11 protein-coding genes are annotated in these 12,830 nt (G+C 60.0%); 5 read left to right on the forward strand and 6 right to left on the reverse strand.

Annotation, left to right across the window (positions count from 1 at the left end; genetic code table 11):
- The first annotated feature begins 23 nt into the window (after positions 1-23).
- From QZ498_RS04265 to pdeM, 4 genes are all read left to right on the forward strand, one after another.
- Positions 24-557 carry a prepilin peptidase gene (locus tag QZ498_RS04265; protein ID WP_294620497.1) on the forward strand — a complete coding sequence of 178 codons (534 nt, stop codon included), beginning with the start codon at positions 24-26 and terminating at the stop codon, positions 555-557.
- A gap of 121 nt (positions 558-678) precedes the next feature.
- Complete coding sequence (locus QZ498_RS04270; protein WP_294620498.1) at positions 679-1,989, forward strand: ATPase; 1,311 nt, start codon at positions 679-681, stop codon at positions 1,987-1,989.
- A gap of 39 nt (positions 1,990-2,028) precedes the next feature.
- Positions 2,029-4,488, forward strand: a complete 2,460-nt coding sequence (locus QZ498_RS04275) for a ligase-associated DNA damage response DEXH box helicase (protein ID WP_294620499.1) — start codon at positions 2,029-2,031, stop codon at positions 4,486-4,488.
- A complete protein-coding gene (gene pdeM / locus QZ498_RS04280; protein ID WP_294620500.1) occupies positions 4,485-5,147 on the forward strand; it encodes a ligase-associated DNA damage response endonuclease PdeM in 663 nt (220 codons plus the stop codon). The genes QZ498_RS04275 and pdeM overlap by 4 nt, the downstream gene beginning before the upstream one ends.
- Here pdeM and QZ498_RS04285 read toward each other — a convergent pair.
- Complete coding sequence (locus QZ498_RS04285; protein WP_294620501.1) at positions 5,144-5,809, reverse strand: LytTR family DNA-binding domain-containing protein; 666 nt, start codon at positions 5,807-5,809, stop codon at positions 5,144-5,146. The genes pdeM and QZ498_RS04285 overlap by 4 nt on opposite strands.
- Before the next feature lie 249 nt (positions 5,810-6,058).
- Here QZ498_RS04285 and QZ498_RS04290 point away from each other — a divergent pair, with 249 nt between their 5' ends.
- Positions 6,059-6,481, forward strand: a complete 423-nt coding sequence (locus QZ498_RS04290) for a PaaI family thioesterase (RefSeq protein ID WP_294620502.1) — start codon at positions 6,059-6,061, stop codon at positions 6,479-6,481.
- Between the two features lie 49 nt (positions 6,482-6,530).
- Here QZ498_RS04290 and folD read toward each other — a convergent pair whose 3' ends face one another.
- From folD to ftsH, 5 genes are all read right to left on the reverse strand, one after another.
- Complete coding sequence (gene folD / locus QZ498_RS04295) at positions 6,531-7,433, reverse strand: bifunctional methylenetetrahydrofolate dehydrogenase/methenyltetrahydrofolate cyclohydrolase FolD (protein WP_294620503.1); 903 nt, start codon at positions 7,431-7,433, stop codon at positions 6,531-6,533.
- An 89-nt stretch (positions 7,434-7,522) separates the two neighbouring features.
- Positions 7,523-9,199, reverse strand: a complete 1,677-nt coding sequence (locus QZ498_RS04300) for a formate--tetrahydrofolate ligase (RefSeq protein ID WP_294620504.1) — start codon at positions 9,197-9,199, stop codon at positions 7,523-7,525.
- A gap of 199 nt (positions 9,200-9,398) precedes the next feature.
- Complete coding sequence (locus tag QZ498_RS04305; RefSeq protein WP_294620505.1) at positions 9,399-9,998, reverse strand: MOSC domain-containing protein; 600 nt, start codon at positions 9,996-9,998, stop codon at positions 9,399-9,401.
- Positions 9,999-10,091: 93 nt separating this feature from the next.
- Entirely contained in the window at positions 10,092-10,877 is a 786-nt protein-coding gene (locus tag QZ498_RS04310; RefSeq protein WP_294620506.1) for a methyltransferase domain-containing protein, read from the reverse strand.
- A gap of 5 nt (positions 10,878-10,882) precedes the next feature.
- Positions 10,883-12,808, reverse strand: a complete 1,926-nt coding sequence (ftsH, locus tag QZ498_RS04315; protein ID WP_294620507.1) for an ATP-dependent zinc metalloprotease FtsH — start codon at positions 12,806-12,808, stop codon at positions 10,883-10,885.
- Positions 12,809-12,830: the final 22 nt, after the last annotated feature.

Here is a 12,830-nt window from a genome sequence, read left to right on the forward strand (position 1 = left end):
ACCCCGGCTGAAGGAAAAAACCGATGCAGATTGACGCGTTGCAGGCCACGCTTTTTGCGCTGTTTTGCGTTCCAATCAGCATTTGGACCTTCTACGTGGACCTAAAGCACAAGCGAATTTCAAACCTGACCGTTTGGGCGCTTTTTCTCGTCTTCGTCGTGATTGGCCTCGCAACAATGCCACTTAACGACTTCCTGTGGCGTTTCGCCGGGTATGGCATCGCCTTTGCCTATGGGTTTTTGATGTGGATGGCCCGCCAAATGGGAGGCGGCGATGTAAAGTTCATGGCCGTTGCCGCGCTCTTCGTGCATCCAGGTGATATCGGGGCCGTCATTTTCATCCTGCTGGCCGCACTTGTCGGGTCCACCGTGGCGGTGCTGATTTCCTATTACACACCCCTGCGCGATCTCGCACCCGATTGGGCCACTTGGCGCGAAAAAGACCCCACCGATACCGACTCTGTCGGCAAGGGCAAAAAATTCACCATTCCTATGGGGACGGGCCTTGGCCTCGCCCTGTCCAGCTATTTGGTAATGGGGGCCTTCCTCGGTCAATGATCCGCGCGCCTGCCCCGGCAAGGCCTGCGGTTCACCATAATTTCTCCCAAGTTTTCATGCACGCTGTGTCCTGAACCGGTGCGCCCGGACAGCGACCAATGACAGAAAAGTGGGCAAATACATGAATATGCAAGTCTCCCAAGGCGTTCAACCGCCGCCGCCGCCCTCAAGCCTTGAAGACATGCGCCTCCCCATCGTGATGATGCGGGATATCCTTTTGAAAACGATGTTCCGCAAAAACATCGAACAAGTCAGCGAACTGGCCGATGCCATTTGCCTGCCGCGTGCCGTGACACAGGAAATCGTCGATATGGCCCGCAAGCAAACACTCTTGCAGGCCACCGGCACCTTGAACGCCAATAATGACGGTGAGATGGGCTATCAGCTGACCGATGCGGGCAAAACCCGCGCGCTCGACGCGCTGGCCCAATCGGAATACTTCGGTGCCATGCCGGTGCCGCTGGACGTCTACCGCGAGCAAATCAAACGCCAGTCCATCCGCGATATCCAAATCACCCGCGAAGACCTGACAGGCTCCATGGGGCATCTCGTCTTGCCTGAGGATTTGCTCAGCAATCTTGGCCCGGCTGTATCCTCCGGCCGGTCCATCCTGATGTACGGCCCACCCGGCAACGGTAAATCCAGTATTTCCAACGGGATCCGCGACGCGATGGGCGACAAGATCTATGTCCCCCGTGCGATTGAATACTCGGGGCAGGTCATCACCGTCTATGACCCGATCGTGCACTCCAAGGCCGAAGTCGAGGTCGACGACCCCAACAGCTTGCGCCGCAAGCGCACCTTCGACACGCGGTATGTGCGGTGTGAACGCCCCACGGTTATCACCGGCGGCGAACTCAGCCTTGATATGCTCGATCTGGTCTACAACCCGACGGCCCGCACCTATCAGGCCCCGCTGCAACTGAAATCCACGGGCGGCATCTTCATTGTCGACGACCTTGGCCGCCAAGCCGAACCGCCGCAAAGCCTTGTGAACCGCTGGATCGTTCCACTGGAAGAAAGCAAGGACATCCTCGCCCTGCAATCGGGCGAAAAATTCGAAGTCCCCTTCGATACCCTCGTTGTCTTCTCCACCAACTTCCACCCCAACGAAATCTTCGACCAAGCCGCCCTGCGCCGGATATTCTTCAAGATCAAGATCGACGGCCCGAACCAACAGGATTTCCTGAAGATCTTCGCCATGGTCGCCAAGAAGAAAGGCGTGCCTCTGGACGAATCCGCCTTGGTCCATCTCCTCAAGGTGAAATACCCCACGATCCAGAACATCTATGCCAACTATCAGCCGAACTTCCTGATCGACCAGATGATCTCGATCTGCGAATTCGAGGGCATCCCCTATCAGATGACACCGGAACTGATTGACCGGGCATGGGCCAACATGTTCGTCAAAGACGAAAAGATCGTGAAATAGTCACTGGTCCGGGCAGGCGCATTCCCCTACCTCTGGGGCATGAGCGCGCTACCGGAAAAATTCCAAACTTGGTTTGCTGAACGCGGGTGGTCCATCCACCCGCATCAGCGCGATATGCTGGATCGCGCCGCAGACCCTGCGACGTTGCTGATCGCGCCAACCGGCGGCGGCAAGACATTGGCGGGGTTTTTGCCAACCCTCCTGGAACTGTCGCAATACCGACGCGATACCGACGCGATACATACCCTATATATTTCGCCCCTCAAGGCGCTCGCCGCGGATATCAAGCGTAACCTGATGACGCCAATCTCGGAAATGGATCTGCCCATCCGCGTCGAAGACCGCACCGGCGACACCCCCGCCAGCCGCAAGCGAAGGCAGCGCGCGGCGCCGCCCGACATTCTGCTCACCACGCCAGAAAGCCTCGCATTATTAACGTCTTACGAGGATGCACCGCGCATGTTCGCGGGGCTCGAACGGGTGGTGATTGACGAAATCCACGCCCTTGCCGACTCCAAACGCGGCGACCAATTGATGCTGGCGCTGTCCCGGTTGCAGGCCATGTGTTCCGGCCTGCGCCGCGTGGGCCTGTCGGCCACGGTGGAAGACCCTGATTCCATTGCGAAATTTCTGGCTCGCCACCCTGACCCCTGCCATATCCTCACCGCCGACCCGGAGCCTGATCCGGATATCTCCATGCTAGACATATCCGACGCGACGCCACCTTGGGCAGGGGGTGGCGCGGGTTATGCGATCCCGGCTGTCCTGGAAGAGATCAAGCGCCACAAGACCACGCTCATCTTCCATAACACTCGCGCGCAGGCGGAAATTTTCTTTCATAATCTGTGGCTTGCCAATGATGAGGCCCTGCCCATCGGCATCCACCACGGCTCCCTTGACCGCAGCCAGCGCGAGCGGGTCGAAGCGGCCATGACCCGTGGCGAGCTGCGCGCCATCGTCTGCACCGGCTCGCTTGATCTCGGTATCGACTGGGGCGATGTCGATCTGGTGATCCAAGTGGGCGCGCCAAAGAACGTCAAACGCCTCGTGCAACGCATCGGCCGCGCCAACCATCGCTACAATGCCCCCTCAAAGGCGCTTCTGGTGCCCGCCAACCGCTTCGAGGTAATCGAATGCCAAGCCGCGCTTGAGGCCGTGCAAGCCCATGATCTGGATGGAGAAACTCGCGGTCCCGGCCCGCTTGATGTGCTCTGTCAACACATCCTGATCGCCGCCTGCGCCGGGCCATTCGACGCCGAAACCCTGTTCAACGAAGTCCGCACCGCCGGCCCCTACGCCACCCTATCCCGCGCAGAGTTCGACGACTGCCTCACCTTCTGCGCCACCGGCGGCTATGCTCTGCGGGCCTATGATCAATGGCAGCGCCTCAAACAAGACGCCGATGGTCTCTGGCACCTGCGCGACCCGCGCAGCGCACGCCTCATTCGCATGAATATCGGCACCATTCAGGACACCGATACCCTAAAGGTGCGCATGCGCCGCAGCCGCGGCGGCAAACCCTTGGGCGAGATCGAAGAAGGCTTTGCCGCTTCTCTCACACCCGGCGATACCTTCCTGATCGGCGGGCAGATCGTACGCTTTGAATCCCTGCGCGAAATGGTGGTCGAGGTCAGCCGCGACAAAGGCCGACAGCCCAAGATCGCCACCTTCATGGGCACCAAGTTCGCCACCTCCACACAGCTAAGCCAGCGTATCCTGCGCCTACTCGACCAAAGCGATTGGCCCGAGTTGCCCAGCCACACCCGCGACTGGATCGCCCTGCAAAACAGCGTGTCACAGCTTCCCAAAAACCGCCGCTTGCTGATCGAGTCCTTCCCGCACGAAGGCCGCGAACACACCTGCGTTTACGGTTTTGCAGGCCGCAACGCCCAACAGACCCTTGGTCTCATCCTCACCAAACGGATGGAGGAACTGGGCCTTGCCCCGCTTGGCTTTGTCTCAACCGACTACGCCACCCTGATCTGGGGGCTGGAGCCACTCACCGACCCCGGCCCGCTCTTCGACCCCGACGCCTTGCGCGACGGGCTTGATCAATGGCTGGCAGGCAACGCCTTGATGAAACGCACGTTTCGGGCCTCGGCCACCATCGCGGGGCTCATTCAGCGCAATACCCCGCAAGCTCGCAAATCCGGGCGTCAGGCAACGTTTTCTTCGGACATCCTTTATGAAACGCTAGCCAAATACGACCCTGATCACCTTCTGTTGCGCATCACCCGGCACGAGGCCATGCGCGGATTGATCGACTTTGGACGCATCGAACAAATGCTCACCCGCATCGACGGGCGCATTGACCTGCGACGCCTTGATCGTGTCACCCCCTTCGCCGCGCCCTTGTTCCTCGAGGCCGGGCGCACCCCCATCGAGGGTGCTGCACAGGAACGCTTGCTCGCCGAAGAAACCGCGCGCCTGATGGAGGTCGCAGGCTTGACCGAGCAAGGCTTGCAATCGCCTGGCCCCCAAGGCAAGCAAACACCATGAACGGGCATAGTTTCACACTCGCAGGCGCCGACCTGATCGCTTTGGCCTCGGGCGCCCTGTTCTGGCCCGCGCAATCGCTGCTGTGCGTCTCCGACCTGCACCTTGGCAAATCCGAACGCCGCGCCCGTCTGGGAGAGCCGCCCCTGCCCCCCTACGAGACCCGCGATACTCTGGCCCGGCTTGAGGTTGACCTGAAAACCAGCCGCGCCACCACGGTGATCTGCCTTGGCGACAGTTTTGATGATAGCGCCGCGGCACAGGCGCTTTCCGAGGAAGAAAAGCTCTGGATTGCGGCAATGCAGGCAGGCCGTCGCTGGGTCTGGATCGAAGGCAACCACGATCCGGGGCCTGTTGAACTGGGCGGGACGCACCTGGCCGAATTACCGCTGCCGCCCATCACCTTCCGACATATCGCGCAACCGGGCCAAAGTGGCGAAATATCAGGCCATTATCACCCGAAAGTCACTATTCGGCCACGCGGTCGCGCCATCACCAGACCCGCCTTCCTGATCGACAGCGACAAGGTCATTCTGCCCGCCTATGGCACCTACACGGGAGGCTTGCGAAGCCACGATGCCGCGCTCAGCACCCTGATGCGGCCCGAGGCTCTGGCCGTCCTGACCGGGCCGGTGCCGCATGCCGTGCCCATGCCGCGCTAGTCGAGAATTCCCGCCGCCTCCAAATCAGGCTTGTACTTACGACTTACCGGCACCCGGTCACCATTGACCAACACAAGAAAAATCTTGCCGGGTTTTTCCCTCTCCACCTCGACAATCGCTTCACGCGTCACCCAATGGGATCGGTGCGTACAATAGCCCTCCACTGGCTCCATCTCGTCAATCGCATCAATCAAGCGCATCCGCAGGGTTTCCTGACCCTCGGTCGTCACCACATCCACATGATGATCCCGACTTGACAGGCGAATGATCGTGCCCGTGGTCTCCTCCGACAAGCGACGTTGCAACCTCGGTTGCTGTAGGGGCATCGCTGCCACCTCCTGCCTCGGGCTTAGGTAGGTGCCATTTTCGGTCGCCACCGTATGACGCCGTGTCACGAAAAACAGCCCGGCAATCAAGAAGGTGTTGATCGCAACATCAAGAAGCTGAACTGGCGGGACGCCCGACATGATATCGACGGTACGACGCAAACCCCAAACCATTGGCGCAAAGATGAAGGTCATCAAGAGCGTCGCGGCGGCATCGAAAATCAGAGGTTTCCCGTTGCCAAGCCACGCCACCACCACGGAGCGTACAAGAAACCCAACAAGCACTGCGCCCGTCGTGATCGAAAGCCAATACAAGGACCGTACAGGCCATGCCATCAATGCATGCGTCCCAAATGGGCCGGCAAGAATAGCTACAACCGAAGCGCAGCCCCAGATAAACAGCGTCAATGGGTGCGTTAATACAGGACGCGACACCACCAATTCTTCACGCAACCGACCTAGAAACAACACTACTAGCCCCAGCTATTACTTTGGTTTCAAACTGTATATCTTGCAGACCCACAGGTGAATACCGACCGGATCACAATTTGCGGAATGGCATCTCGAAAAAAGGATCAAACCCCCATGTCGCGTGACATAAAAACCAAAATCCAAGACAGTTTTGCCGCCCAATCGCTGATGCGCACACTCGGTGCCGAATTGACCTCGGTCACACCCGGACGCGTTGAGATCGCTGCGCCGATTCTCGACACAAGCCGCCAACAGCATGGCTTCGCCCATGCGGGTCTGACCTTTTCCATCGGCGACAGTGCCGCAGGCTACGCCGCGCTTTCGACCCTACCCGCCGACCATGAGGTTTTGACCACCGAGATGAAAATCAACCTTCTGGCCCCCGGCAAAGGCGCGCGCCTGATCGCACGCGGCAAGGTCATCAAACCGGGCCGCCGCCTGATTGTCGTGCAATCCGATGTATACGCGCTGCAAGACGGCATCGAAACCCATATCGCCCTGATGACCGGCACCATGATGCCCGTCGCACCCAAGTAAAAAGCCCCGCGCCAAAGGCACGGGGCTCAAATCTGCAATCCACCTTCGTTCAGGCCGTCAGCCCCTCGGGCTCAGACAGCCCATTGGCGCGGCAACAGGCCGTCACGGTATTTGCCAGCAGGCAGGCTATGGTCATTGGACCCACACCACCCGGCACCGGCGTAATCGCCCCGGCCACCTCGGCGCAGCTCTCAAAGTCGACATCGCCCACCAAACGGGTCTTGCCTTCGCCCTTCTCCGGCGCGTCGATCCGGTTGATTCCGACGTCGATCACCGTCGCACCGGGCTTGATCCAGTCGCCGGGAACCATCTCCGCCCGGCCAACTGCAGCGACAACGATATCGGCACGGCGCACGACATCGGCGATATCCTTGGTCCGGCTATGGGCAATCGTCACGGTGCAGCTATCGCCCAGCAGAAGCTGCGCCATGGGCTTGCCCACGATGTTCGACCGGCCAATCACGACCGCATCCAAACCGGAAAGGCTCCCGTGGTGGTCGCGCAGCATCATCAGGCACCCCAAGGGTGTGCAAGGCACCATGCTTTTCTGACCGGTCCCAAGCAATCCCACGTTGGAAATATGGAAGCCGTCCACATCCTTGGCCGGGTCAATCGAGTTGATAACCAGATCCTCGTTCAGATGCCCGGGCAAAGGCAATTGCACCAGAATCCCATGCACAGCCGGATCGTTGTTCAGCTTGTCGATCAGCGCCAGCAGATCCTCTTCCGAGGTATCCGCTTCCAGCTTGTGTTCGTAGGAATTCATCCCCACTTCGACGGTCTGCTTACCTTTCGAGCGCACATAAACTTGGCTGGCCGGGTCTTCGCCCACCAGAACAACCGCCAAACCGGGCGTGACCCCGTGCTCTTCCTTCAAGCGTGCCACATGGCCCGCCACCTTTTCCCGAACCGTGGCCGCAAAGGCCTTCCCGTCAATGATCTGCGCCGTCATGTTCCCGATCTTTCCTGGTAAATCTGTTTCCACTCAGGGAAACGCATTCGGGCCCGGCTATGCGCCGGGCCCGTGCTGTCGTCAATGCTTTAGAACAGGCCTTCGATCTGCCCGTCGTCATTCAGGCAAATCTTCTCTGCCGCAGGCGTGCGCGGCAGGCCGGGCATGGTCATGATCTCACCACAGACCACCACGACAAATCCGGCCCCGGCACTCAGGCGCACTTCACGCACCGGAACCGAGTGGCCCGTTGGCGCGCCGCGCAGGGTCGGATCGGTCGAGAAGCTGTACTGCGTCTTCGCCATGCAAACCGGCAGATCGCCATAGCCTTGCTCTTCCCAGAGTTTCAGCTGATCGCGGATCTTCTGATCGGCCAGCACCTCGTCGGCGCGATAGATCGACTTGGCGATGCGCTCGATTTTCTCGAAGAGCGGCAAGTCATCACGATAGATCGGCGAGAACTGGCTCTGACCGCTTTCCGCCACTTCGGCCACGCGGGTCGCCAATTGCTCGGCACCGGCACCACCATCGGCCCAGTGGCGGCTGACGATAGCCTCACTGCCTTGGCTTTCGACGTACTCCTGAACCGCCTTGATTTCGGCCTCGGTGTCCTTGACGAAGTGGTTGATCGCCACGACAACCGGCACCCCAAAGGATTTCAGGTTGCCGATGTGACGGCCAAGGTTGGCACAGCCTTCCTTCACCGCATCCACGTTTTCTTCACCAAGGTCATCCTTGGCCACGCCGCCGTTCATCTTCATCGCGCGCACGGTGGCCACCAGAACCACGCAATCAGGTGCAAGACCTGCCTTGCGGCACTTGATGTTCATGAACTTCTCGGCGCCCAGATCGGCCCCGAAACCGGCTTCGGTCACCACATAATCGCTGATCTTCAGCGCGGTCTTGGTGGCGATGACCGAGTTACAGCCATGCGCGATGTTGGCAAACGGGCCGCCGTGCACGAAGGCCGGGTTGTTCTCCAAGGTCTGCACAAGGTTCGGCTGCATGGCATCCTTCAGAAGAACGGTCATCGCGCCTTCGGCCTTGATGTCGCGGCAGTAGACCGGGGTCTTGTCACGGCGATAGGCTACGATCATCGCGCCCAGCCGCTCTTCGAGGTCCTTGAGGTCGCTCGCCAGACACAGGATCGCCATGACCTCCGAGGCCACGGTGATGTCAAAGCCGTCCTCGCGCGCAAACCCGTTCGAGACACCGCCCAACGACGAGGTGATCTGACGCAACGACCGGTCGTTCATATCCACCACACGACGCCACACGACGCGGCGGGTGTCGATTTCCTGCTCATTGCCCCAGTAGATGTGGTTGTCGATCATGGCCGACAGAAGGCTGTGCGCACTGGTGATGGCGTGGAAGTCGCCGGTGAAGTGAAGGTTCATGTCCTCCATCGGCACAACCTGCGCGTAACCGCCACCGGCGGCGCCACCCTTCATGCCAAAGTTCGGCCCAAGCGAGGCTTCGCGAATACAGATCATCGCCTTCTTGCCGATCCGGTTCAGACCATCGCCCAGACCAACGGTGGTGGTGGTCTTGCCTTCACCCGCCGGGGTCGGGTTGATCGCGGTGACAAGGATCAGCTTGCCGTTCTCGTTGCCCTGAACCGAGTTGATGTAATCCTGGCTCACCTTGGCCTTGTCATGGCCATAGGGCAGCAGATGTTCGCCGGGAATGCCCAGCTTGTCACCGATTTCCTGAATCGGTTTCTTGTTTGCTTCGCGCGCAATTTCGATATCGGACTTGTAGCTCATGGTCATTCCTCTGCTGGCCGCCCGGCGGTTTTCACTACCCCGCCTATAGACCCTCCGCGACGTCAAGCAGATTGCGAATCCGACATATCCCGTTTCTGTTGCGGCGGCATGCCGCAGCGGCGTTTCGTTTCGGAAACGCCGAGAGGGATGTCAGGCCTTGTTTCCGGAATTCGGGCGACGTCGCGCGGGCCTGCCTGCCTCAACGCCCGCGCGCCGCCTCCAGATGCGGCCAAACCGGCTGATCCGGGATATGCAGACGCATGACATCGCCCACCCGCAAAACCCCCTCGCACTCGACCCAGGCCGTCACACCGCGCCGCCCCTGCGCGGCGGCCTTGAACGCCTTGCCAAAGCCAGGTGCGTCCTCGTCGATCACCTTCGCGGGCAAATGGCAGGGACGGTTTTCCATATCCACAACCAATGTCGTGCCAGCTTCGGTCTGCAACCGCGACGAGGGCGGCACATGGGTGAAATCCGGGATCCCTTCCAACACCATTGAGGCCCCGACCCAAGCAGGCTCCACCCGTTCAACCCCCATCTCCCGCGCAATCGCAGCCAGATCTTCCGCTGACAGCACCGAGAACTGCCGCACATTGCGGATTTCCGTGCCTTTTGGGTACTGCGCCACGACCCGGCTGCACGAGGGGCGCGTCAGGCCTGCATGCTCTTCCCCAGCGACCCCGGCATAGCTGGCCATGACCTCTTGCAAAGGGTTGGCCCGCAGGCTGGTTGCCCGGTCATCAACCCGGCCCAGCCAAGTGATCCTCGCGGTGAAATCCGTGGGAATAAGTGCCGGCATTTGTCGCCCCTGTCCTGCTCGAAATCGGCGACACCGTCGCCGGAGGCCGGCAAAGGGTCAATTGACAAAATGTGATCGGATGTATCAGCGCGCTCAGACGGTCAAGGTAAAGAACATCCGCCGAAACGGGAACAGGACCGACCCATCACCGCGCACCGGATAGGCGGTATGCATCACGTCCTCATAGCGGCGGATGATCTCAGCCTTTTCGTCTGGCTCCAAGGCCTCAAGGATAGGTCGCGCATAGGTGCTTTCGGTAAAGCGCCGCACCGGGTGGCTACCCTTTTCGGCCATCAGGCGTTGGAAATACTCAGTCTCCCACAGGCGAAACTTCCCAAGCGGCGACAGAAGTTCATCGTATTTCACCGGGGCCATAACCCCCGGCGTGCCCATCTTTTCCACCCGACCGGGGAACAACTCCTCGGCAAGGCTCAACCACACGCGATGCGATGGGGCCTTGTTCTGATGCGGCATCTGCACGGCAAGCGTACCGCCCTTGCCCAGCATCCCGGCCAAACGTGGCATCAGCTTTTCATGCTCGCCCACCCAATGCAGCGCTGCGTTGGAAATCATCAACCCCGGTGCACGGCGCGGGTGCCATTCACGAATGTCGGCCTGTTGCAGGCTGTCGTATTCAGCCACCCCGCGCGCCTTTTCCAGCATCGCAGGCGAGGCATCGACCCCAACCAGATCACGGACACCTGCCCGGGCCTTCAAGGCCGACCCAAGCGCGCCATTGCCACAGCCCAGATCAACAACATCCCCGGCCCCCATCTGCCCCACGGCATTCAGCAGGTCCAAACCGGGGCGCAGGCGCAAATCCCCGAACCTTGCATAGGCCCGGGGATTCCAATCGGCGGTCTTCACTTGGCCGCTCATGCGCGTCAGGCCGACGGCTCGGGCTCGGGCCCGCCATCTCCCAAACCGGGCGAGGATTTGGGCTTGGTTTTCGGAATGGCCGTAAAGGATGGCTTTTCATCCTTTTCGGACGATCCATCATCGTCATCCCCGGCTTCTGGCGGTTCGCCCTTGATCACGCGCTGAATTTCTTCACCGGTCAGGGTCTCGTATTCCAACAGGCCCTGCGCCAGACGCTCCCATTCCTCCTTGCGCTCGGTCAGGATACTGAAGGCGCGTTCATAAGCCTCGTCAATCAGGCGCTTGACCTCTTCCTCGATCAGCTCCTTGGTATGGGCCGAGATCGAGAAGCCCCCGGCGCCATTGCCCATGTATCCTTCGTGGGCCTGTTCGTAATCGACGTTACCCACACGATCCGACATGCCCCAGCGCAGCACCATCGCCCGCGCCAGGCCACTGGCCTGCTGAATGTCACCAGCCGGGCCATTGCTGACGTTATCTTCACCGTACTTGATGATCTCGGCGGCCTTACCCGCCATGGTCATGGCGAGTTTCTGTTCACATTCGGCCTTGTGCCAATTCAGGCGGTCGATCTCGGGCAGGCTGACCACCATGCCCAGCGCTCCACCACGCGGAATGATCGTCGCCTTGTAAACCGGGTCACACTGCGGCAGCTCCAAGCCAACAATGGCATGGCCCGCTTCGTGATAAGCAGTCTTTTCCTTCTGGTCGTCGGTCAAGACCATGCTGCGGCGCTCGGCCCCCATCATCACCTTGTCCTTGGCGTTTTCGAAATCTTCCATGGTCACGAACCGCCGTCCGACGCGCGCCGCCATCAGCGCTGCCTCGTTCACAAGGTTGGCCAAATCGGCCCCCGAGAACCCGGGCGTCCCACGCGCGATAATGCGCAGGTCCACGTCAGGGCCCAAAGGCGTCTTGCGGGCATGTACGCCCAAGATTTTTTCGCGGCCCTTGATATCCGGGTTCGGCACGGTGACCTGACGGTCGAAACGTCCGGGGCGCAATAGCGCCGGGTCCAACACGTCCTTGCGGTTGGTGGCCGCGATGATGATCACGCCTTCATTGGACTCGAACCCGTCCATCTCAACCAGCAACTGGTTGAGCGTTTGTTCACGCTCATCATTGCCACCGCCATAGCCCGCGCCACGATGGCGGCCCACGGCGTCGATCTCGTCGATGAAAACGATACAAGGCGCATTTTTCTTGGCCTGCTCGAACATGTCGCGCACACGGCTCGCACCGACACCCACGAACATTTCCACGAAGTCGGAACCGGAAATGGTGAAGAACGGCACACCCGCTTCACCGGCAATCGCCCGCGCCAGAAGGGTCTTACCAGTCCCCGGCGGGCCAACAAGCAACGCACCTTTCGGAATCTTGCCGCCCAGTCGGCTGAATTTCTGCGGATTGCGCAGGAATTCGACGATCTCTTCCAGTTCTTCCTTGGCCTCGTCGATGCCTGCGACGTCGTCAAAGGTTACGCGGCCGTGTTTCTCGGTCAGCATCTTGGCCTTGGACTTGCCAAAGCCCATCGCGCCACCTTTGCCACCACCCTGCATGCGGTTCATGAAATAAATCCACACACCGATCAAAAGCAGGAACGGCAAAAGCGAAATCAGGAAGGTCTGGAAGCCCGACTGCTGCTGCGGCTCAGCATCCACGGGGATGCCTTGTTCGATCAGGGTTTTCGTGATCTCGGCGTCCTCGGGCTTGACGGTGGTGTAATCCTGCCCGTCCGCGCCGCGGAACCTCACGTTTTCCCCGTCAAGAGTAACCTTGCTGACAGAGCCGTCTTCAACGGCGGTGACGAATTCAGAGTAAGGAATTGACTTGCTCTGAAGGGTATTGCCCGATCCGCTGAACAGGTTGAACAGCGTCAGAATGACCAGAAATAGCATCAGCCAGAAAGCGATGGTTCTTGCGTTGCCCAAGGAAACTCTCCTCAAAGTTCGA

It is taken from the genome of uncultured Roseovarius sp., from assembly GCF_913057115.1.
Classification (GTDB): domain Bacteria; phylum Pseudomonadota; class Alphaproteobacteria; order Rhodobacterales; family Rhodobacteraceae; genus Roseovarius.

Excerpts from the sequence above, each read along its gene's own strand:
- QZ498_RS04265 (WP_294620497.1), top strand. The coding sequence starts at position 24 with ATGCAGATTGACGCGTTGCAGGCCACGCTTTTTGCGCTGTTTTGCGTT.
- QZ498_RS04300 (WP_294620504.1), bottom strand. The coding sequence starts at position 9,199 with ATGAGCTACAAGTCCGATATCGAAATTGCGCGCGAAGCAAACAAGAAA.
- QZ498_RS04305 (WP_294620505.1), bottom strand. The coding sequence starts at position 9,998 with ATGCCGGCACTTATTCCCACGGATTTCACCGCGAGGATCACTTGGCTG.
- QZ498_RS04290 (WP_294620502.1), top strand. The coding sequence starts at position 6,059 with ATGTCGCGTGACATAAAAACCAAAATCCAAGACAGTTTTGCCGCCCAA.
- folD (WP_294620503.1), bottom strand. The coding sequence starts at position 7,433 with ATGACGGCGCAGATCATTGACGGGAAGGCCTTTGCGGCCACGGTTCGG.
- QZ498_RS04270 (WP_294620498.1), top strand. The coding sequence starts at position 679 with ATGAATATGCAAGTCTCCCAAGGCGTTCAACCGCCGCCGCCGCCCTCA.
- pdeM (WP_294620500.1), top strand. The coding sequence starts at position 4,485 with ATGAACGGGCATAGTTTCACACTCGCAGGCGCCGACCTGATCGCTTTG.
- QZ498_RS04275 (WP_294620499.1), top strand. The coding sequence starts at position 2,029 with ATGAGCGCGCTACCGGAAAAATTCCAAACTTGGTTTGCTGAACGCGGG.
- QZ498_RS04310 (WP_294620506.1), bottom strand. The coding sequence starts at position 10,877 with ATGAGCGGCCAAGTGAAGACCGCCGATTGGAATCCCCGGGCCTATGCA.
- QZ498_RS04285 (WP_294620501.1), bottom strand. The coding sequence starts at position 5,809 with ATGGCATGGCCTGTACGGTCCTTGTATTGGCTTTCGATCACGACGGGC.